General features: G+C 74.4%; 15 protein-coding genes. 12 read left to right on the plus strand and 3 right to left on the minus strand.

From position 1 onward, the window contains the following. The first annotated feature begins 72 nt into the window (after positions 1–72). The 4 genes from QEZ54_RS19520 to fes are packed head-to-tail and all read left to right on the plus strand — an operon-like array spanning position 73 to position 8,417. The gene (locus tag QEZ54_RS19520; protein ID WP_281306092.1) at positions 73–1,323 is read left to right on the plus strand and encodes a GDSL-type esterase/lipase family protein; all 1,251 of its coding nucleotides are present in this window, start codon (positions 73–75) and stop codon (positions 1,321–1,323) included. A 6-nt stretch (positions 1,324–1,329) separates the two neighbouring features. Then, the gene (locus QEZ54_RS19525) at positions 1,330–4,305 is read left to right on the plus strand and encodes an AMP-binding protein (protein ID WP_281306131.1); all 2,976 of its coding nucleotides are present in this window, start codon (positions 1,330–1,332) and stop codon (positions 4,303–4,305) included. After that, positions 4,305–7,247, plus strand: a complete 2,943-nt coding sequence (locus tag QEZ54_RS19530) for a non-ribosomal peptide synthetase (RefSeq protein ID WP_281306093.1) — start codon at positions 4,305–4,307, stop codon at positions 7,245–7,247. Before QEZ54_RS19525 ends, QEZ54_RS19530 begins: the two co-directional genes overlap by 1 nt. Positions 7,248–7,295: 48 nt before the next feature. Continuing rightward, positions 7,296–8,417, plus strand: a complete 1,122-nt coding sequence (fes, locus tag QEZ54_RS19535) for an enterochelin esterase (RefSeq protein WP_281306094.1) — start codon at positions 7,296–7,298, stop codon at positions 8,415–8,417. A gap of 105 nt (positions 8,418–8,522) precedes the next feature. Here the strand turns inward: fes and QEZ54_RS19540 are convergent, their stop codons facing one another. From QEZ54_RS19540 to QEZ54_RS19550, 3 genes are all read right to left on the minus strand, one after another. Continuing rightward, entirely contained in the window at positions 8,523–9,176 is a 654-nt protein-coding gene (locus QEZ54_RS19540; RefSeq protein WP_281306095.1) for a DUF2306 domain-containing protein, read from the minus strand. A 107-nt stretch (positions 9,177–9,283) separates the two neighbouring features. Further along, positions 9,284–9,952, minus strand: coding sequence for a response regulator transcription factor (locus tag QEZ54_RS19545; protein ID WP_281306096.1), 669 nt, complete (start codon positions 9,950–9,952; stop codon positions 9,284–9,286). Continuing rightward, positions 9,949–11,076, minus strand: coding sequence for a histidine kinase (locus QEZ54_RS19550; RefSeq protein WP_281306097.1), 1,128 nt, complete (start codon positions 11,074–11,076; stop codon positions 9,949–9,951). Before QEZ54_RS19550 ends, QEZ54_RS19545 begins: the two co-directional genes overlap by 4 nt. Before the next feature lie 127 nt (positions 11,077–11,203). On the opposite strand from QEZ54_RS19550, the gene QEZ54_RS19555 reads away from it, so the two are divergent. The 8 genes from QEZ54_RS19555 to QEZ54_RS19590 all read left to right on the plus strand — a co-directional run bounded on the left by QEZ54_RS19555 (position 11,204) and on the right by QEZ54_RS19590 (position 21,853). Then, positions 11,204–12,163, plus strand: coding sequence for a DUF1152 domain-containing protein (locus QEZ54_RS19555; protein WP_281306098.1), 960 nt, complete (start codon positions 11,204–11,206; stop codon positions 12,161–12,163). Between the two features lie 73 nt (positions 12,164–12,236). Beyond that, positions 12,237–13,214 (plus strand): TIGR03557 family F420-dependent LLM class oxidoreductase, encoded by a 978-nt coding sequence (locus QEZ54_RS19560; protein WP_281306099.1) that lies wholly within the window; start codon positions 12,237–12,239, stop codon positions 13,212–13,214. Positions 13,215–13,223: 9 nt separating this feature from the next. Further along, on the plus strand, positions 13,224–13,631 hold the full coding sequence (locus tag QEZ54_RS19565) for an ASCH domain-containing protein (protein ID WP_281306100.1): 408 nt from the start codon (positions 13,224–13,226) through the stop codon (positions 13,629–13,631). Positions 13,632–13,941: 310 nt separating this feature from the next. After that, the gene (locus QEZ54_RS19570) at positions 13,942–16,332 is read left to right on the plus strand and encodes a discoidin domain-containing protein (protein ID WP_281306101.1); all 2,391 of its coding nucleotides are present in this window, start codon (positions 13,942–13,944) and stop codon (positions 16,330–16,332) included. Between the two features lie 327 nt (positions 16,333–16,659). Continuing rightward, positions 16,660–17,871, plus strand: a complete 1,212-nt coding sequence (locus QEZ54_RS19575) for a hypothetical protein (RefSeq protein WP_281306102.1) — start codon at positions 16,660–16,662, stop codon at positions 17,869–17,871. Further along, positions 17,868–18,515, plus strand: coding sequence for a hypothetical protein (locus QEZ54_RS19580; protein ID WP_281306103.1), 648 nt, complete (start codon positions 17,868–17,870; stop codon positions 18,513–18,515). Before QEZ54_RS19575 ends, QEZ54_RS19580 begins: the two co-directional genes overlap by 4 nt. Positions 18,516–18,595: 80 nt before the next feature. After that, positions 18,596–19,465, plus strand: coding sequence for an LLM class flavin-dependent oxidoreductase (locus QEZ54_RS19585; protein WP_281306104.1), 870 nt, complete (start codon positions 18,596–18,598; stop codon positions 19,463–19,465). Positions 19,466–19,693: 228 nt separating this feature from the next. Continuing rightward, positions 19,694–21,853, plus strand: coding sequence for an FUSC family protein (locus QEZ54_RS19590; RefSeq protein WP_281306105.1), 2,160 nt, complete (start codon positions 19,694–19,696; stop codon positions 21,851–21,853). Positions 21,854–21,858 lie beyond the last annotated feature (5 nt).

Here is a 21,858-nt window from a genome sequence, read left to right on the forward strand (position 1 = left end):
GATTGCTGGCATCGTGAGCGCGTCACGGCGGCAGATCGCCACCCCCTCATGGAATCTCTGGAGGTTCCACACGTGATCACCGTTTTCCGGCGGCGCGCCCTCATCGGCGTCGCCACCCTGGGTCTGCTGGCGTCCACAGTGGTGGGCGCGGCCGGACCCGCGTCGGGCGGCCTGCCCGCCCGCTGGGTGGGGACCTGGGGCACCGCGCTGACCGCCGCCAGCCTCGGCAACACCGGCAGCTCCCTGGCCGGCTTCAACGACCAGTCGATCCGCCAGGTCGTGCGGATCTCGCTGGGCGGGGAGAAGGTGCGGCTGCGCTTCACCAACGCGTACGGCAACCAGCCGCTGTCCATCGGCCACGTCACCGTCGCACTGCCCGCCACCCCCGGCTCGGCCCAGCTCAAGCCGGGCAGCGTCCGCGAGGTCACCTTCGGCGGCAGCGCCTCGACCACCGTCTACAAGGGCGCCGACGTGCTCAGCGACCCGGTCGACCTGTCCGTCGAGCCCGTCTCCGAGCTGGCCGTCACCATCTACCTGCCCACCGCCACCGGCCCGGCCTCCTGGCACTGGACCGCGCGGCAGGCGTCGTACATCTACGCCGGCGACCACGCGACCGACGAGACCGGCGCCGCCCCGACGGCGACGTACAACAACTTCTTCTACCTGGCCGGGGTCGAGGTGTCGACCAAGACCGGGCTGGGCACCGTCGTCGTGCTCGGCGACTCCGTCAGCGACGGCTCCGGCGCCACCTTCGGCGCCAACACCCGCTGGCCCGACCAGCTCGCCAACCGCATCAACAGCACGTTCCCGGCGCTGGGCGACCCCGGCGTGATCAACGTGAGCCTGGCCGGCAGCGAGGTCACCCGCGACGGCATCGGCCTCAACTCGCCCGCCCTGGGTGAGAGCGCGCTGGCCCGCCTCGACTACGACGTGCTCGCCCAGCCGGGCGTGCGCAGCGTCATCCTCGAGCTCGGCGTCAACGACATCAGCTTCTTCAACGACCCGGCCGCCCGGATCACCGAAGGGCTGCGCCAGCTCGCCGTGCAGGCCAAGGCGCGCGGCATTCGGGTGGTCGTGGCCACGATCGGGCCGTTCGAGGGCTACTCGTCGTGGACGGCCGACAAGGAGGCCACCCGGCAGGCGGTCAACACGTGGCTGCGCGGCAGCGACGCGTTCGACAACCTGCTCGACCTCGACCAGATCGTGCGCGACCCGGCCGCGCCGAGCAAGCTGCTGCCCGCGTACGACAGCGGCGACCACATCCACCCGAACGACGCGGGTGCCGCCGCCATCGCCGCGGCCATCCCGCTCTGGCAGCTGTAGGTGACCATGCTCCGCACCCTGCCCGAACTCCTGGCCGTCCACGCGGCGGCCCGCCCCGACCACACCGCTCTGCGGCTGGCCGGCGGCACCGGGCAGGGTGCGGAGCTCACCGCGTCCGAGTGGCTGACGCGGTCGCACGCCACCGGGCACGGGCTGCTCGACCGGGGCGTCCGGCCCGGCGACCGGGTCGCGCTGGTCTTCGACGGCTCCGGGTGGCTGGACTACGCGGTCGCGTACGCGGCCGTCACCGGCGTCGGCGCGGTGGCCGTGCCGCTGTCGGCGAGCCTGCCCGACGCGCGCCTGCGGGAGCTGTACGAGCACGCGGGCGTCACCGCGACCGTCGGCACCGGCGGCTGGAGCCTGTCCGCCCTGGACAGTGGCCGAACCGATCCGCCACCGGTCACCGTCGAACCCGGACAGCTCGCGCAGATCGTCTACACCTCCGGCACCACCGGCACCCCCAAGGGCGTGGCGGCCGCGCACGGCAACCTCACCCACGGCCTCGACCCGGCCCGCCCGCCGCTGCGGCACTCCCGCCACGCGCTGCACGCGTTCCCGCTGGGCACCAACGCGGCGCAGACCATGCTGGTCATGGCCATGGTCGCGCACCCGACCATGGTGGTGCTGCCCGCCTTCGACGCCGCCGACTACGCCCGCGCCGCCGCCGCCCACCGCGCCGGATCACTGTTCCTGGTGCCCGCGATGGCCACCGGGCTGCTCGAAGCCGGCGCGTTCGACCACCACGGCCTGGACTTCGTGGAACTCGTCTCGTGCACCGCCGCCGCGCTGCCGCCCGCGGTCGCCAAAGCGCTGGCCGCGGCCCTGCCCGAGGCCGTCATCGTGAACAACTACACCTCCACCGAGGCCGCGCCCGCGCACACCAGCATGGTCTTCGACCCGGACCGCCCCGCCTCGGTCGGCCGCCCGGCGGGCGGTGCCGACCTGCGCATCCTCGCCGCCGACGGCGAGCCCGCCGCCCCGGGCGAGACCGGCGAGGTGTGGCTGCGCGCCGGTGACACCGCCCGCGCCTACCACGGCGACGCCGCCGCGACCGCCGCCACCTTCCGCGACGGCTGGGTGCGTATGGGCGACCTCGGCTACCTCGACCCCGACGGCTACCTCTACCTCGTCGACCGCGAGTCCGACCTGATCAACGCCGGGGCGTGGCGGGTGTCCACGCTGCGCGTCGAGGCGGCCCTGCACGAGCACCCGCAGGTCGTCACCGCCGCCGCCCTGGGCCTGCCGCACCCGGTGCTCGGCGCCACCGTGGCCGCCGCCGTCGTGCTGCGCGACCCGGCCGCCGCCCCCGACCTGCGCGCCTTCCTCGCCGACCGCCTCGCCGCGTACGAGCTGCCGACCCGCATCCTGACCGTGCCCGAGCTGCCCCGCAACGCAAGCGGCAAGGTGCTCAAGGGCGCGCTGCGGGAACTGTTCGCCCAGCGTCCGGCGCGGGTCGCGCCGCGTACCGAGGCGGAGTCGGCGCTGGCCGGGCTGTGGCGCGAGGTGCTCGGCGCGGCCGAGGTCGGCGTCGGCGACGACTTCTTCGCCCTGGGCGGCGACTCGATGCGCGCCACCCGGCTGGCCGCCGCCGCCACCGCCCGCCTCGGCGTCGACGTGCCCGTCTCGCTGGTCTTCGACCACCCGGTGCTGGCCGCGCAGGCGACCCGGCTGGCCGACCTGGCCCCGTCGCGGCGCGACAGCGCCACCGCGGTCGACACGGTCCCGCTCAGCTCCACCCAGGAGAGCATGCTGGCGTGGATGTGGGCCACCGGCGAGCCCCGCGACGTCGGCCCGATCAGCATCGGCATCCGGGTGCGCGACCAGCTCGACCCCGACCTGCTGGAACGGGCGCTGACCGAGGTGATCGGACGGCACGAGTCGCTGCGTACCGTGTTCGAGCGGGACGTGGCGCGGGTGCTGGACAGCTGCCCGCCGGTGGTGACCCGGGCGGCGGCGCGCGACGCCGGGCACGCGGGGGAGCTGTGCCGCGAGGACCGGGAAGGCGGCTTCGACACCACGCGCGGACCGCTGGTGCGGGCCATGGTCGCCAGCGTCGCCGACGACGACCACGTGCTCGGGCTGGCAGTGCACCACCTGGTGTTCGACGGGGCGTCGATGGGGGTGCTGCTGCGTGAACTCGGACTGGCCTACTCGGCGCTGCGGACCGGGGCGGGGCTGCCGCCGGTGCCCGCGCTGACGGTGCGGGACTTCGTGTCGTACACCCGGAATCGCTGGCAGACCACGCTGCCGCACTGGCGGGCGGTCCTCGACGGCGCGCCGGCCAACCTGGTGCCGTTCGCCGGGCGCAGGACCGCCACCCGGCTGCGCAGCGCGCAGCTCGAATGGGCCCTCGACCCGGCGCTGGTCGACGGGCTCCACCGGGCCGCGGCCGCGCACGGCGCCACCCCGTTCATGGTGATCGCCTCCTGCTGGGCGGCGGCGCTGGCCGAGCGCACCGGCACCGACGACATCGTGCTGATGTCGCCCGTGCCCGGCCGCACCCTGCCCGGCAGCGAGGCGCTGATCGGCTGCCTGAGCCAGTCGCTGCTGCTGCGGGTGGACACCTCCGGCCCGCCGAGCGCCCGTGAGCTGCTGCGCCGCACCCGGGCGGCGGCGCTGGCGGCGCTGGACCACCAGCACTACCCGTTCGTGGAGTTCTACCGCAGGCACCCCGGCGCGGCCTGGCTGCGGGTGGAGAGCTGGGCCGGGCAGGCGCACTTCCCGGGGCTGGACTCGGAGGCGTTCGAGCTGCCCCGGGCCCTGGACGCCGACTGGCCCACCCCCGGCGGCGAACCCGACCTGCAGGCCCCCGAGCTGGCCGTGGTGCAGCACCCCGGCGGCCGCGTCGCGGCGCATCTGCTGTGGAACCATCACACGTTCGACCGGTCCACCATGGACGAACTCGCCGACCGGGTCACCGCCCTGCTCGCGCGGGCGGTCGGCGAACTCGATCCGCAGTCACCAACGTACGAGGAGCAGTGATGAGCACCCCCGCGCAGCACGGCATGTGGTTGACCGAACGCCTGGGCCTGGCCGCGACGGCCTACCACATGCCGCTGCCGGTACGGCTGCGCGGACCGCTCGACCTCGACCGCCTGGCCTCGGCGGTCGCGGCCGTGGCGGCCCGGCAGCCGGTGCTCGGCAGCGCTTTCGTGCAGGACGGCGACCGGGTGCGGCTGGTTCCCGCGAACCGGCCGCCGGTGCTGGCGGTGGTGCCGCCGCCCGGCGACGTCGAGGCGTTCGTCCGCGAGGCCGCGCTCGCCCCGTTCGACCTGGCCGACGGGCCGCTGGTCAGGTTCAGCCTCGCCCCGCTCGGGCCGGGCGAGCACCTGCTGCTGATCGTGGCGCACCACCTCGTCTTCGACGGCGAGTCCAAGGAGATCCTGCTCGCCGACCTCGCCGACGCCTACTCCGGCCGCGCCACGGAGCCGGTTCCGGCCTTCGCCGACCTCGCCGACACCCAGGCCGCCGGCATCGAGCAGCTCGTGGGCCCGGCAGCCGAGCACTGGTCGGCCGCGTACGCGCCCGCCGGTGAGCCGAGCCTGCCCGGACTGCGCGGCCGGGGCGGCGCCGCGGCCACCCCGGGCACCACCGTCGCCGCCGAGTTGGACGCCGCCGCGCTGCGTACCGCCGCCGACCGGCTCGGCGCGACCGTGTTCGAGGTGGTGCTGGCCGGGCTGCTCACCCTGCTCGACCGGTACGGCGACCCCGCGCCGACGGTCAGCGTCGACTTCGGCACCCGCCCCCGCGACGGGCACGGCACCGTCGGCCTGTTCGTCAACGAGCTGCCGCTGGCCGTGCCCGCCACCGGCCCCGACGACCACGGCACCGCGGCCGACCAGGTGGCCCGGGTGCGCGGGCTGCTGCGTGCGGCGTACCCGCTGCGCGCCGTCCCGCTGTCGCGGGCCGTGTCCGGGCTCAGCCCCCGCGCCGCGCTCAGCCCCGTGTCGGTCAGCTACCGCCGCCGCACCCGCCCCGAACCCGACTTCGCCGGGCTCACCGCGCGGATCGACTGGACCGCCCACCACCACGCCGCCCGCAACGCGCTGCACGTGCAGCTGCTCGACGACCCGGCCGCCCCGGCGCTGCCGCTGCTGCTGCACTACGACCCGGCCCGGCTGGACCGCCGCGACGCCGAGCGCATCGCCGGGCACCTGCGGGCGCTGCTGGACGGCTTCGCCCGTACCCCCGACGCGCCGCGCCACGACCTGGACCTGCTCGCCGCCGACGAGCGGGACCGCCTGCTGCACACCTGGAACGACACCGCCCGCGAGCTGGACCTGTCCACCACCCTGACCGACCTGGTCGCCGCGCAGGTCGCGGCGGTCCCGGACGCGGTCGCGGTGATCGCCGCCGACCGCACCCTCAGCTACGCCCAGCTGTCGGCCGAGGCCGACGCCATCGCCGCCGACCTGGCCGGGCGCGGCGTCGGCCCCGGGGACCTGGTCGCGGTGTGCCTGCCGCGCACCGCGCACCTGCTGCCCGCGCTGCTCGGCGTGCTGCGCACCGGCGCGGCCTACCTGCCGCTCGACCCGGAGCACCCGCCCGCCCGCCGGGCCGACCTGCTCGCCGACGCCCGCCCGGCGGCGCTGCTGTCCGCACCGGACGGCGCCGTCGTGATCAGCGGGCCGGAGCACGAGCCGCGCCGGGTCGACCGCGACCTCTGCTACGTCATCTACACCTCCGGCTCCACCGGCCGGCCCAAGGGCGTGCAGATCAGCCACGCCAACGTGGTGAACCTGCTGCACGCCCTGCCCGAGGTGGCCCCGACCGGCCCCGGCGACGTGTGGCTGGCCGTCGCCCCGGCCGCGTTCGACATGTCCGTACCGGAGCTCTGGCTGCCGCTGGCCACAGGCGGCACCACCGTGCTGGCCACCGCCGAGCAGTCCCGCGACGGCGAGCGGCTGCTGGCGCTGCTGCGCGACCGGCGGGTCACCCACGCGCACCTCACCCCGTCGACGTGGCAGCGCCTGGTCGACGCCGGTTACGACCAGCCGCACGTGACGGCGTTCTCGGGTGCCGAGGCGCTGCCCGAGCCGGTCGCGGCCGAGGTGCGCAAACGGTCGCTGCGCCTGGTCAACCTGTACGGCCCCACCGAGACCACGGTCTGGTCCACCGCCGCCGAGATCGTCGACGGGGCGCCCGTCACCATCGGCCGCCCCCTGGCCAACACCACCGCGTACGTGCTGGACAGCGGGCTGCGCCTGGCGCCCGAGGGCGTCATCGGCGAGCTGTGCCTCGGCGGCGCCGGGGTGGCCCGGGGCTACCTCGACCGGCCGGAGCTGACCGCGGCCCGCTTCGTCGACACCCCGCTGGGGCGGCTCTACCGTACCGGCGACCGGGTGCGGCAGCTGCCCGACGGCAGCATCGAGTTCCACGGGCGCACCGACGAGCAGGTGAAGGTGCGCGGGTTCCGGATCGAGCCGGGCGAGGTCGAGGCGCACCTGCGGGCCCTGCCGGCGGTGACCGACGCGGCGGTGGCCGTGGACGGCGACGCGCTGGTGGCGTACCTGGTGGGGGATCCGGCGCCGGTGCGGCTGCGCGAGCTGCTGGCCGAGCAGCTGCCCGCACACCTGGTGCCGTCGTCGTTCGTACGCGTCGACGAGCTGCCCCGCAACGCCAACGGCAAGCTGGACCGGGCCGCGCTGGCCGGGCTGGCCGGCACCGTGCTCACCCCGCAGGCCAGCCCGCGCGCCTTCACCGGCCTGTCCCTGCAGGTGTACGAGATCTGGCGGGAGGTCCTCGGCCACGGCGAGTTCGGCCCCGACGACGACCTGTTCGACCTCGGCGGGCACTCGCTGACCGTCACGAAGATCGCCGCCCGGCTGCGCCAGCGCCTCGGCGTCGACCTGCCGCTGCACGTCTTCTTCGACACCCCGACCATCAGCGGCGTCGTCGCGGCGGCCGGGGACGGCAAGGGGTGACGTCGGTCGATACGCTGTGGGACCCGTCGCCGACCCGGAGGGCTGCGCATGTTGGTCGAGGATGATCCAGATCCCGCGTTTCGGCAGGTCACGTTCAGCTGGGCCGGTGACGGCGCGGCGGACGTGTTCGTACGCCTGAACACCGTGTCCTACCAGCACCACCTCGACGGCGACCTCAGCCCGCTGCTGATGACCCGCCACGACGACGGCGTATGGCGGCTCACGCTGCGCCTGCCCGCCGACCACCGGGGCACGTACATGTTCTGCCCGTCCCCGGTGCCGCTGGCCGGGCGGCGGCTGTCCGACGCCGAGTGGCAGGCGCTCAACGCCGCCGCCACCGGCGACCCGGCCCACCCGGACACCCTCGGCCCGCTGCCGTACGACCAGACCGTCCGTCCGGTGCTCGCACTGCCCGCCGCCCCGCCGCAGCCGTGGCTGGCCCCCCGGCCGGGGGTGCCCACCGGCACGCTCACCGAGCAGCTCCATCACAGCGTCGAGTTCGGCACCGCCCGCCGCCTCTGGACCTACAGCCCGCCCGGGTATGCCGACCTGGCCGACCTGCCGCTGGTGCTGCTGCTCGACGGCGACGACTGGTCGCACTGCGGCCTGCCCGCGATCCTGGACAACCTCATCGCCGAGGGTGCCGTCCCGCCCGCGGTCGTCGTCATGATCGACGCGCTGGACACCGGCACCCGCACCGCCGAGATGACCGACCACCCGCGCTACCTGCGGTTCCTGCTGGACGAGGTGGTGCCGTGGGCGAGCGGCCAGTGGCGGGTCACCACCGACCCGGCCCGCACCGTGGTGGCCGGGCAGAGCTTCGGCGGGCTGATGGCCGCGTACGCCGGGCTGCACGCCCCGCACCGCTTCGGCCTGGTGCTGACCCAGTCCGGCTCGTTCTGGTGGCCCGACTCCGGCGGCGGTGATCCCGACTTCGCGAACCGCCCGCTGCTTCGCGGCTTCGCCGCCGCCGGCCGGCTGCCGCTGCGGATCTACCAGGACGTCGGCCTGATCGAGCAGCCCCGCCTGCTGGGCTCCAACCGCCACCTGCGCGACGTGCTCCTGGCCAAGGGCTACCCGCTCGACTACCGCGAATACCAGGGCGGACACGACCTCGCCTGCTGGCGCGCGAGCCTCCCCACCGCCCTGATCTCCCTCCTTACCCCCTGACCCGGCGCCGCGCGCCGGGTGGCTCGGCGTGCAGTTTCGGGGAGAGTGCTGGAATCTCGGGCTTGATTCGCACACTTTCCCCGAAACTGCACACACCCACAGCCGTCAGGCGGGCACGGGGACGGCGGGCCGCCGCGTGCGGCGCCGGACGACCCACTCGACCACGGCCACGTTGATCAGCCACCCGGCGGCCATCAGCGCGGCGCGCACGTTGCCGGTCGGGATGCCCACCAGCACCATCCAGGGCAGATGGGTGAACGCCTGGGTGCCCGCGCCCTGCCCGACGGCGTAGCCGCGCATCATCCACACCCGGTGGGTCGGGAAGTCGCGCCTGCGGGCCGCGAGCAGGCCCAGCAGGATCGACACGGCCATCAGGCTGCCGAACACGAGCCGGAGCACGCGCACCGGCAGGCCGTCGCCGGGCGCGTCCGGGTACAGCACCGACATCCACAGCCCGGACAGGGCCGCGGCCAGGCCCAGCGGCACCGCGACCCGTCCGGCGGCCCGGTGCCAGCCGCTGCGGCGCCGCAGCGCGGGTGCGAACTGGAACGCGCCGAGCAGGCAGAACAGGGTCGCGCTGAAGATGTGGATGAGCACCGGGACCGGCGCGGCGAAGAAGCGCGCGTTCTCCTGGGTCACCTCGGCGCCGCCGAACAGCTGGGCGAGCCGGGCCCCGCCGCCCGCCGCGGGGATCAGGGTCAGCAGCACCAGCCCGGCCGGGACCAGCCACGGCCGCCTGCGGTGAGGGGAAGTCGTCATGCGTCGATCGTCGTGGTCCGGGCCGGTCGGCCCATCGGTCCGCGGGCCCGGACCGGCGCGCGCGGGGAGGAGGGAATCGGGCGTACTTTCGGCCGGGGCGCTCGTGATCAGGGGGGCGGCTGGCGTCCGATCCGGCCGGTGTCGTACGCCCAGATCGCGGTCTCGACCCGGTTGCGGGCCCCGAGCTTGGCCATCAGGCTCGCCACGTGGGTCTTCACCGTGCTGAGGCTGATGTAGAGCTGCGCGCCGATCTCCTGGTTGGTGCGGCCCCGGGCCAGCGCCGCCAGCACCTGCTCCTCGCGGTCGGTGAGCGGTTCGATCGGCTGCCGCGCGGGCGTGTCCGGGGCGGACCGGGCGAACGCCCGCAGCAGCCGGGTGGTGACATTCGGGGCGATCAGGGCGTCGCCGACGGCGGCGGCGCGGACCGCCTGGGCCAGCAGCGCCGGACCGGCGTCCTTGAGCAGGAAGCCGCGTGCTCCGGCGCGCAGCGCGGCGTAGACGTACTCATCCAGGTCGAAGGTGGTGATCACCACGACGGCGGGCCGCAGCGGCAGCGCGTCGATGCGCCTGGTCGCCTCGATGCCGTCCATGCCCGGCATGCGGATGTCCAGCAGGCACACGTCGGGGCGCAGCCGCGCCGCCAGCTCCACCGCCTGCGCGCCGTCGGCGGCCTGCGCCACGACCTCGATGCCGGGCTGCGTGCCGAGGATCATCGCCAGCCCGGCGCGGACGATCTCCTGGTCGTCGGCGACCAGCACCCGGATCGGGTCGCTCATGCCGGAGCGTGCCTCGGCAGGCGCGCGGTCACCAGCCAGCCGTGGACCGGGCCGGGTCCGGCGGTGCAGACGCCGCCGAGCAGGCGGGCCCGCTCGTACATGCCGACCAGGCCGTAGCCCGCGCCCGGCTGGCCCTGCGCCCGGCCGTCGTCGCTGACCGACAGGTGCACCGCGCTGTCGTCGGCGGCCACGCTGACGGTGACCTGGGTGGCGTGGCGGGCATGCCGCAGCGCGTTGGTCAGCGACTCCTGGGCCAGCCGGTAGACGGCGGCGTCCACAGCGGACGGCAGGCCGACCAGCTCGCCGCTGAGCCGGACGTCGACCACCGGGCCGGAGCCGGACCGGCCGGCCAGCCGGGCCAGATCCCGGATCTGCGGCTGCGGACTGAACCCGGCCGGCTCGTCGCGGCGCAGCACCCGCACCATCGAGCGCAGCTCCGCCAGCGCCTTGGCGGCCTCGGCCTCGATCACGTGCAGCGCCTCCACGGCCGCCTGCGGCTGCGTCTGCGCCAGCGCCAGCCCGGCCTGCGCCCGGATCGCCATCGCCGACACGTGGTGGGCGACGGTGTCGTGCAGGTCCCGGGCCAGCTGCTCGCGCTGCCGCAGCCCGATCTGCTCCAGTTCGCGCTGCCGGGCGCGGGCGCGGAAGCGCAGCGCGGTGCCGAGCGTGAAAGCGGCCAGAAGCACGGCCCCGCCGCCGATCGCGTCGCCGAGGCGCAACGGGTCCAGGGTGTACGAGACCGCCACGCTCGCCGCGATGAACGCCGCGCCCAGCACGGCGGCGCGGCCGGACCCCCACCGGAACAGGCTGTACGGCAGGAGCAGCAGGTAGATCGTGGTGACCAGCTCCGCCCGGGTCCCGTCGCCGAGCAGCGGCGCGACCGTGGTCACGGTGAACGACACGGCGATCATCAGCAGGGGGTGACTGCGGCGCCACAGCAGCGTCGGCAGCAGCCCGACCGTCAGCACCAGCGCGGGCAGCCGGTTCGGCAGGGTGGCCCGCAGCGCCGCCTCCAGCGCGATCGCCGCCAGCAGCACGCCGATCAGCACCCGGTCGTGTGCCAGGCGGCGCGGCGGCGGTTCGGGAGCCGGCTCGTGCCAGAGGGAGAGGATCAGACGACGCACCGCCTCATCGTACGAACGCCTGCGCCGTACCAGATCGGCCCAAAGTACGACCGTTTCCGGTCCTACCTGGACCGTACCGGCGAAAACCGCTCGTGCCCGACCCGGTGCCGCACTACGGTCTCCGCTCGTGACCGCGATCTTCGAACCTCCGCTCTCCCGGCGCCTGCGGGCGGCCCGGCACGTGCTGATCGCCGGCGCCGGCGGCGGCTTCGACGTGTACGCCGGGCTCCCGCTCGCCCTGGCCCTGCGCAACGCCGGGGTGCGGACCACCCTGGCCGGCTACTCGGTCAGCGAACTCGGCGCGCTGCCGCCGACCGCCTGGCTGCGCTCCGGCCTGGCCGAGGTCCGCCCGGACAGCCCCGGCAACGACCGCTACTTCCCGGAGCGGACCCTGGCCCGGTGGCTGGCCACCCAGGGCCACGACCCGGTGGTGTACGCGTTCGACCGCACCGGCGTGCGCCCCCTGCGCGCCGCCTACCGCGCCCTGGTCGAGAGGCTGGACGTGGACGCGGTCGTGCTCGCCGACGGCGGCACCGACATCCTGATGCGCGGCGACGAGGCCGGGCTGGGCACGCCGGAGGAGGACGCGACCAGCCTGATCGCCGTCGCGGGCCTGCCGGTGCCGGTGAAGCTCGTGGTCAGCCTGGGCTTCGGCATCGACTCCCATCACGGCGTCTGCCACGCCCACGTGCTGGAGAACATCGCCGCGCTGGACCGGGCGGGGGCCTACCTGGGCGCGTTCTCGATCCCGCCCGGCGGACCGGAGGCGCGGGCGTACCTCGACGCGGTGGCGCACTCGGTGCGCGAGGCGCCCCGCACCGCCAGCATAGTGAACACGCAGGTGGCCTCGGCGCTGCGCGGCGGCTTCGGCGACGAGCACGCCACCGGCCGTACCGAGGGCACGGAGCTGTTCGTGAACCCGCTGATGGCGATGTACTTCGGGTTCGACCTGGACGGGCTGGCCCGGCACCTGCACTACGGCGCGGCGCTGGAGCGCACCCGCTCGCGCACCGAGGTGGCCCTGGCCATCGAGGAGTTCCGCGAGGGCCTGGACCGGCCACGGCCCCGGCGCCTCATTCCGCACTGACCGCCGCGCCGGCTGGGGTACGCCCCGGCCGGCGCAGGTGTGCTCCGGCGCGCAAACGGGTACTGATCAGGCCATGGCCAACATCGGATACACGCTCATGTGCGAGCAGCGCGGCCCGCGCGACCTCGTCGACGACGCGGTACGGGCCGAAGCGGCCGGTTTCGACTTCGCCGTCTGCTCCGACCACTACTACCCCTGGCTGCCCGAGCAGGGCCACGCCCCGTACGCGTGGGCGGTGCTGGGGGCGGCCGCGTACGCGACCGAACGGATCGGGCTGATGTCGTTCGTGACCTGCCCGATCCAGCGGTACCACCCGGCGGTGGTGGCCCAGAAGGCGGCGACGGTCGGGGTGATGTCCGGCGGCCGGTTCACCCTGGGCCTGGGCGCGGGCGAGAACCTGAACGAGCACGTCGCGGGCGGCTGGCCGCACACGACCCAGCGGCACCACATGCTCGACGAGGCGCTGGAGATCATCCGTCCGCTGCTGGAGGGCAAGACGGTGCACCACAGCGGCGTGTACTTCGACGTACCCGACGCCAAGCTCTGGGACCTGCCCGAGCAGCCCGTACCGATCGGGGTCGCGGTCTCGGGCCGCTCCTCCTGCGAGCTGGCCGCGCGCCACGCCGATGCCCTGGTGGCGGTCGAGCCCGACCCGAAACTGATCGAGATGTACCGCGAGGCGGGCGGCCGCGGTCCCTGCTACGGGCAGGTGGCGCTGTGCTACGGCCCGGACGAGCAGGAGTGCGCCCGCATCGCGCACGAGCAGTTCCGCTGGTTCAACCTCGGCTGGAAGGTGATGGCCGAGCTGCCGCACCCGCGCTCGTTCCACGCCGCGGCGCAGTCGACCACCCCGGACCAGGTGGCCGAGCAGATCCCGTGCGGCCCGGACCTGGACCGGCACGTCGAGGCGGTGCAGAAGTTCGTCGACGCCGGGTTCACCGACGTGGCGGTGGTCCAGATCGGTGGCGACACCCAGCCGGAGTTCCTCGACGTTGCGCAAAAGGAACTGCTGCCCGCGCTTAACCGGCTTTCGCCGTCCGCCCGCCCCTAGTCTGGAGGCATGTTTCCCAGGGTTGGCGAGCTGCGCGGGATGGAACTGGGCACGCCGGGCGAGCTGCGCGAGCGGCTGAGCTCGCTGGTGCTGGCGGGAACGAAGACCGCCACGGCAGGGCTGCTCGCCGAGTACCGCGCCCAGCAGGAGCAGCTGGAGCACATCGGCGAGCGGGAGGCGCTGCTCGGCGACGGCGGCCGGGTGCTGGCGATCATCGAGATAACCCGGGTCGAGCTGGTGCCCTTCGCCGAGGTCACCTGGGAGTTCGCGCAGGCCGAGGGGGAGGGCTTCACCAGCATCGAGCACTGGGCGCAGGCGCACCGTCGCTACTGGGAGCGCGAGGGGTACGCCGTGGACGACGACACCGAGGTGGTGTGCCTGTGGCTGCGCGTCGTGCCGAACGCCGACAAGCCGTGACCGCAAACTTGCACACCGTTTGCACGATATGGCGGGGTTACAAGTTGATTTAGGAAATGTTTCTGTCGATATCTTGCCGTGCCCCCTCCGTACACATAGGGTCTAGCCAATCCCCGCCCGGGGATCGCGGTCCCGCTCGCCGCCCGTTCGGTGCCGGACACCCGTCCGGCGACGGAGGGTGACCCCTGGGCATCGGGGCGGCTTCCCCGTCGCCCGTGCGCCTCCGTCCCGGTGCCACGGTCGACCCCGCCTCCATGCCCGTGCACCGCGCGCCCTCCGTCACACCGGCATGTGATGGAAGGGAACTTGCATGGCAATCTCACGCCGGAGGCTCATGGCCTCCACCGCGGCGGGCTCCGCGCTCGCGGCCGCCGCGACGGGGGAGCTGCTCGCGGCCACCGCCGCCCCGGCCGCCGCGGCGAGCCCGGTCGGCGACGTCGTCGGCAAGATCACCGTCGGGTATCAGGGCTGGTTCGCCGCGATCGGCGACGGGTCACCGCTCAACGGCTGGTGGCACTGGGCGAACAACTGGGGCCAGCCGCCGTCGCCGGGCAACAACTCGATCGTGTCCTGGCCGGACATGCGCGACTACCCGACGTCGTACCAGACCGCCTTCAACAACCTGAACAGCGGCCAGCCCGCCCGGCTGTTCTCGCACTTCGACCAGTCGACGGTGAACATCCACTTCCAGTGGATGCAGCAGCACGGCTGCGACACCGCGGCGCTGCAGCGGTTCAACCCGACCGGCGGCGAGGGCCCGATCCGCGACGCGATGACGGCCAAGGTGCGCACCGCCGCCGAGGCCACCGGCCGCAAGTTCTACATCATGTACGACGTCACCAACTGGACGAACTTCCAGTCGGAGATCAAGGCCGACTGGACCAGCAAGATGTCGGCCTACACCTCCTCGACCGCGTACGCCCGCCAGAACGGCAAACCGGTCGTCTGCATCTGGGGCTTCGGCTTCAACGACCCCGGCCGCCCGTTCCCCCCGGCGCCGTGCCTGGAGGTCATCAACTGGTTCAAGGCCCAGGGCTGCTACGTCATCGGCGGCGTGCCGACCTACTGGCGCCAGGGCATCAACGACTCCCGCGCCGGCTTCTTCGACGTGTACACGGCGTTCCACATGATCTCGCCGTGGATGGTCGGCCGCACCGGCGACGTCGCCGGCCTGGACTGGTTCTACAACAACGTCAACCTCGGCGACCAGGCCGAGTGCAACAACCGCGGCATCGACTACCAGCCGTGCGTCATGCCCGGCGACCTGTCCAACCACGCCCGCGCGCACGGCGACTTCTACTGGCGGCACTTCTACAACATGATCCGCCTGGGCTGCCAGGGCATCTACATCTCGATGTTCGACGAGTACAACGAGGGCAACCAGATCGCCAAGACGGCCGAGAACGCCTCCATGATCCCGGCCGGGACCAGCTTCGTCACCCTCGACGAGGACGGCACCGTCTGCTCGTCGGACTACTACCTGCGCATCACCGCCGACGGCGGCAGGATGCTCAAGGGCCAGATCCCGCTCACCGCGACCCGCCCCACCCAGCCGGTCGTGGGCGGGCAGCCGCCCGTCGACGCCGACCTGGCCCGGGGCAAGGCCACCTCGGCCAGCAGCAGCAACGGCGGCTTCGGCACCGGCAACGCCGTCGACGGCAACCAGGGCACGTACTGGGAGAGCGCCAACGGCACCTTCCCGCAGTGGCTCCAGGTCGACCTGGGCGCCGCCTCGACGGTCAGCCGGGTCGTGCTCAAGCTGCCGACCGGCTGGGGCCAGCGCTTCCAGACCCTGTCCGTCCAGGGCAGCACCGACGGCAGCGCGTTCACCACCATCGTCAACCCGGCCCAGTACTCGTTCGACCCGAACCAGGCCAACACGGTGACCGTCACCTTCACGGCCCGCACCGCCCGCTACGTACGGATCAACATCACCGCCAACACCGGCTGGACGGCCGCGCAGGTGTCCACGCTGGAGGTGTACGGCACCGCCCCGCAGGGCGACACCCAGGCGCCCACCGCCCCCGCCAACCTGCGCGTCACCGGCCAGACGGCCAACAGCGTCTCGCTGGCCTGGAACGCCGCCACCGACAACGTGGGCGTCACCGGATACCAGCTGCGCCAGAACGGGGCGGTCGTCGCCTCGACGGCCGCGACGTCGTTCACGGTCACCGGCCTGAACCCGTCGACGACCTACAGCTACACGGTCGCCGCGCAGGACGCCGCGGGCAACGTCTCCGGCCAGTCCAACACGGTCAGCGCCACCACCAGCCCGGCGCCCAGCGGCAACCTGGCCAAGAGCAAGCCCACCACGGCCAGCAGCTACGTCCAGAACTACGTGCCCCAGAACGCGACCGACGGCGACGCGAACACGTACTGGGAGAGCGCCAACAACGCGTTCCCGCAGTGGATCCAGGTGGATCTGCAGGCGGCTACGTCGATCAGCCGGATCGTGCTGAAGGTGCCGCCGCCCGCGGCGTGGGGGCAGCGCACCCAGACGATCGCGATCCAGGCCAGCAACGACGGCACCACCTGGACGACGCTGGTGGCGCAGGCCGGGTTCGTGTTCAACCCGTCCTCGGGCAACCAGGTGACCATGACGTTCCCGGCCGGCGCCCGCAGGTACGTGCGCGCCTACTTCTACGGCAACACCGGCTGGCCCGCGGCCCAGCTGTCGGAGTACGAGATCTACGCCTCCTGACCCGCCCGGCCGCCCCGGTGCCCCACCACCGGGGCGGCCACCCGCACCGGACCCGCCCCGCCCGCCTGACCCCTCCCTTCTGACATAAACGCTGGCCTATGTGGTGGGAAGGTCGACGTTCGGGGTCCACTTGGCATCGACGGTGGCCCATCTGGTGGCCCGGCACGCCGAATCCGTCCTCTGGATAGGCCAACGTCAATGTAAAAGGCAGGCGCCGGGGCGGCCGAATCGGGTTGATTGCGGCTTAACGGCTGGCGTGCGGAGACGGCACGCCGGGTGTCGGGCGGGGGACAGCGCGGCGGCGCCGCTCGTGCAACCCTGAGCGCGATGCGTACCCACAGCCTTCCCCGGGCCGCCGCCGCCCTGCTCGCGGCGCTGCTGTGCGCGTTCTCCGGCGCCGCACCGGTCTCCGCCGCGACGATGGCCGCCCCGCTCGGCACGACCGTGCTGCAAAGCCTCGACACCGAGTTCGGCCCCACCCGCGCCCCCCGCCTGTTCACCGCCGCCTGCGGGCAGGGCGAGGAGCTCCTCAGCGGCGGCTGGGCCGGGTTCAGCCCGTTCGTCGAGGTGCTGGGCAGCTACCCGTCCGACGAGCAGGGCCGGCCGGTGGCCCCGGGCGGGCGGCCGAGCGCCTGGACCGTCGCGGCGTACAACCGCGGCAAGGACGTGCTCCAGCTCCAGGTCACCGCCGCGTGCCTGGCCGGGAGTGACGGGCAGCCCGCGGTCGCCGCCGCGACCGACACCCGCGCCGACCAGGCGTTCGCGCTGGCGGTGGCCTGCCCGGACGGGACGGTACGCACCGGCGGCGGCTTCCGGTCGGAGTGGACGCCGCAGCTCGGCGGCGCCACAGTGCACGGCAGCTTTCCCTCGGGTGACACGGACTGGACCCTCGATGTCCGGCTGACGCCGGGCGACCCCGACGTCAAGGCGCGCGCCACGGTGACCGCGTACGCGGTGTGCCTGGCCGGTCCGAAGGCCAGGGCCGAGACGGTGCCCGTCGACCTGGGCCTGGACAAGGCCGAACCGGTGTGCACGGGCGGCGGCGACATCTTCGCGCCGAAGTGCGTCGTGCCCCGCTCGGGCACCGCGAGCGCGCTGTGCCCGGCCGGGCTGACCCTGACCGGCGGCGGATACCAGCTACTCGAAGGCGACCTGCCCGGTGACACGGCGGTGCTGGTCGCCACCCCGCTGGACCCGGTCGCCCGGCGCGGCTGGACCGTCGCCGTACGCGGCGACGCGCCGACCGACGCCCCGATCACGGTCCGGCTCAGCGCCGTCTGCGTCTTCGCCGCGGAGAGACCGGTCCTGGACACCGGTCCGCCGATCGTCACCCTGCCGAACCCGACCGGGCCGAGCAGGCCGCTGCTGGTAGCGCTGGTCGGGCTGGGCGGGTTGCTGCTGCTCTTGCTGGTGGCGCTGGCCCTGTGGCGGATGCTGCGCCGCGACCGGGGCGAGCCGGCGGCCGGGGTCGGCGTCGAGGTCGTGGTGCGGTCCGGGCGCAGCGGCTACCGGCTGGACGGCTTCCGGGAGGACCTGTGACGACGGTACGGGAACTGCTGTTCGGCGACGTCGTCGGCGGCAGGGCGGGCGAGGCGGCCGATCGGGTCGAGCAGGCCGCCGAGCAGCTGGTCGGCGTCGGTGCGCTGCCCGCCGCCGACGAGGCCCCGGCGCTGACGGTGGCCCGCGCGTTCATGACCCGGGTGGCGCAGCTGCTCGACGTCGAGGTCAGCGACGTACTGGTCGGGGCGTGGCGGACCCGCTCGGCGCTGCTGGACGCCGCCCGCCGCACCCACGCCGCCCCGGGCACCAGCGAGCAGGTCGTCATCAAGGCCTACGCCCTGCCCTGGGAGTACGAGACCGAGCTGGACCTCGTCGTCAACGGCCGGACGCTGACCACGGTGACCGTGCTCGCGCAGGCCGAACTGGAGGTCACCGCGCTCGTGGCGACCGTCGCGGCGGGACGGCTGGCGCGGCTCGGCGGGGGCGACTGCCGGATGACCGCCCGGTTGCGTGTGCGCGGCGCCGATCCGCAGGCCGACGTGCAGGTCGCCCAGGGCGAGCGCACCTTCGCGGTGCCGTACGAGGTGAAGACCGGCGAGCGCGGCATCCCGCTGATCGAGCAGGCCCGCGACGTACCCGCGCAGGCTCCGGCGCCGCAGGCGCAGACCCGCACGCCCGCCTGAGCGAGGGGCGGGCGCAACGGTCGGACATCATGGTCGGGTGGCGCCCGCGGGTCGGCGCCCGGTGATGCGAGGAGGACGCCGTGACCGCGCTGGGTGCCGTGTTCGTGCCGATGCTGCCGCCGGAGCGGCTGCGCCCGATCGTGCGGGCCGCCGACGAGGCCGGGCTGGACGAGCTGTGGCTGTGGGAGGACTGCTTCTTCGAGAGCGGCATCGCCACCGCGGCGGCGGCGCTGGCGTACAGCGAGCGGCTGGTCGTCGGGGTGGGGCTGCTGCCGGTGCCGCTGCGCAACGTGGCCATCACCGCGATGGAGCTGGCCACCCTGCACCGGCTGTTCCCGGGCCGGGTGCGCGTCGGCGTCGGCCACGGGGTGCAGGACTGGATGGGCCAGGTCGGGGCCCGGGTGGAGTCCCCGCTGACGCTGCTGCGCGAGCAGCTGGACGCGCTGCGGGCGCTGCTGCGCGGCGAGGAGGTCAGCTGCCAGGGCCGCTATGTGCGGCTCGACAAGGTCAAGCTGCGCTGGGCGCCGGAGCAGCCGGTGCCGGTGCTGGCCGGGGCGACCGGGCCGCGCACGCTGCGCCTGGCCGGCGCGGCCGCCGACGGCACGATCCTGACCGGCGGCACCACCGTCGAGCAGCTGCGGGCCGCCCGCGTCCAGCTCGACGCGGGGCGCGCCGAGGCGGGCCGCACCGACCCGCACCCGGTCACGGTGTACCTGCACAGCGCGACCGGACCGGACGCGGCCGCGCGGATGGAGACCGAGCGGGTCGAGTGGCGCTACGACACCATGGCCGGGCGCTCGGCCGTCGGCGACGGGGCCGAGGTGGCGGCGTCGGCCCGGCAGTGGGTGGAGGCGGGGGCCGACGCGGTGATCCTGCAGCCGACCGCGGACGACCCGGACCCGGAGGGTTTCATGCGGTTCGTCGCCCAGCAGGTCAAGCCGCTGCTGTAGACAGAGGTGCGGGCGAGGCGGCGGTAGCGGAGGTGCGGGCCGCGGCGGCTTCGGCCGCGCGTGCCGCTCGCCCGGTCCCGGCCACGCCCTGCGTGATCCGAAATCGCGGGCGCTGGGTGCTGCTATAACGACACCCAGCGTCCACGATTCCGGATCACCATCCGGCACCGCGGCGCGAGGCGGCCGAAATGCGGGCTGGCGGCGGGCAAAGCAGACATATCATTCAACGTGTCGCTGATCTGGTCCGGTCCCGCCGCCGTGCGCGCGGTGCGGGCCGCCGTACTGGTGCCGGTCGTGTTCGCAGTGCCGCTGCTGGTGCTGCACTCGACCCCGATGGCGACCTACGCGGCGTTCGGCGGATTCGCCAGCCTCGTCCTGGCCCAGTTCGGCGGCGCCCGCCGGGACCGGGCCGTCGCGCACCTGATGCTCACCGCGGCCGGGGCGGCGCTGGTCGTCGTGGGCACGCTGGCCAGTACATCGGCGCTGACCGCCGCGCTCGCGACGCTGGTGGTCGCGTTCACGTCCTACTTCGCCGCGGTGATCGGGCCCAACGACGCCTCCGGCGCGGCCGCCGCAATGCTGCCGTTCATGCTGGCCGCCTCGGCGGCGGCGCCGCCGTCGGTGCTCGGCCCGAGAGTGGGCGGCTGGGTCGCGGCGTCGCTGGTCGGCGGGCTGGCCGTCGTGCTCACCTCGCCGCGTACCGCCGGACAGCCGCTGCGCGCCTGCGCCGCCGAGCTGTCCGAGGTGCTGGCCGACGAACTCGAGGCGGGGCTGCGCGGACCGGTCCCCGAGCAGGTGCGCGGGCGGGCGATCGCCGCGCTGCACCAGCTCATCGCGCTGTTCGTGTCCACGCCGTACCGGCCGAACGGGCTGGTCATCGCCGACCAGGCGATGGCAGGGGTGGTGGGCCAGCTGGAGTGGGCCAAGGGGCTGGTCACCGACGGCCTGGACCGCTCCGGGGACCTGCGGCAGGCCGACGCCGCCGAGCGGGCCCTGCTCGGCAGCTGCGCGCGGGTGCTGCGGCAGGTCGCCGGGCTGCTGCGCGGCGACGGCGGCGAGCCCGACCTGGACCGGCTGGAACACGACCGGGCCGCCTGCCTGGCCCGGCTGGACGAGGCGTGCGACGACTCCGGCCCCGGCACCCTGCGCTCGGTGGTGGTGCCGTTCTACGCGCTGACCACGGCGGTCGCGGTACGCGCGGTGGCGGTCGACGCGCTGATCGCGCAGCGCGGTGCGGACCCGCTGACCGTGGGCGAGAGCCGGCGCGACTGGGCGGTGCTGCCGCAGGCCGACGTGCCGCCGTCGTGGCGGCTGGCGACGCCCGCCGGGGTCGCCGGAGTCGTGCTGGGCAACGCGAGCCTGCGCTCGGTATGGCTGGTCAACGCGCTGCGCGGGGCGGTGGCGCTGGCCGCGGCGGTGATCCTGGTGCAGGTCAGCGATGTGCGCAGTGGCTTCTGGGTGCTGCTCGGGGCGCTGTCGGTGCTGCGTACCAGTGCGGCCTCGACCGGCACCCAGGCGGTCAAGGCGATCGTCGGCACGGCGGCCGGGGTCGCTGTCGGCGCGGCGCTGCTGCTGGTGGTGGGCACGTCGACACCCGCGCTGTGGGTGGCGCTGCCGCTGTCGATCCTGGTGGTCGCGTACGCCCCGGGCATCCTGCCCGACGTCGTCGGCCAGGCCGGGTTCACCGTGGTCATCCTGGTGCTCTACAACATCCTCGCCCCGACCGGCTGGACGCTGGGCCTGGTGCGGCTGCAGGACGTGGCGATCGGCTGCCTGGTCAGCCTGGTCGCGGGCGTGCTGGTGTGGCCGCGCGGGGCGGGGGACGTGGTGCGCGACAACCTCGCCGACGTGTACCGCCACGGCGGGCGGCGCCTGACCGAGATGGTCGGCCGCGCGCTGGGCCGCCCGGCCGACGCGCCGCCTCCCGCGTGGCGGCCGGGGGCGTCCATGGTACGGCTGGAGGACGCGCTGCGCGGCTACCTGGCCGAACCCGGCTCCAAGCGGATGGCCCGGCGCGACCTGTGGCAACTGGTCATGGCGGGGGTACGGCTGCGGCTGACCGCCGACTCGCTGTCCGGCCTGGTCCCGCGCGCCGCCTCACTCGACGCGCACGGCGACACCCTGGTCGACCACGCGCACGCCCTGGCCGACTTCTACGACGGCATCGCCGGGCAGCTCGGCCGCCCCGACGGCCGCCCGCCCACGCCGCAGGTGCCGCCCGCGCTGACCGAAGCCGAGATCACCGGCGAGCGCCCCGGTACGCCGCAGCAGCGCCTGCGCCGCCGCTGGGTCGCCGAGCACCTGCGCCACGTCGAACTGCACCTGGCCGACCTGCTCGGACCCGCCGAGGCGATGGCCGAGCGGCGCCGCCGCGGCTGGTGGCACTGAGCCCC

The sequence above is a fragment of the Catellatospora sp. KI3 genome (assembly GCF_029948125.1).
GTDB lineage: Bacteria > Actinomycetota > Actinomycetes > Mycobacteriales > Micromonosporaceae > Catellatospora.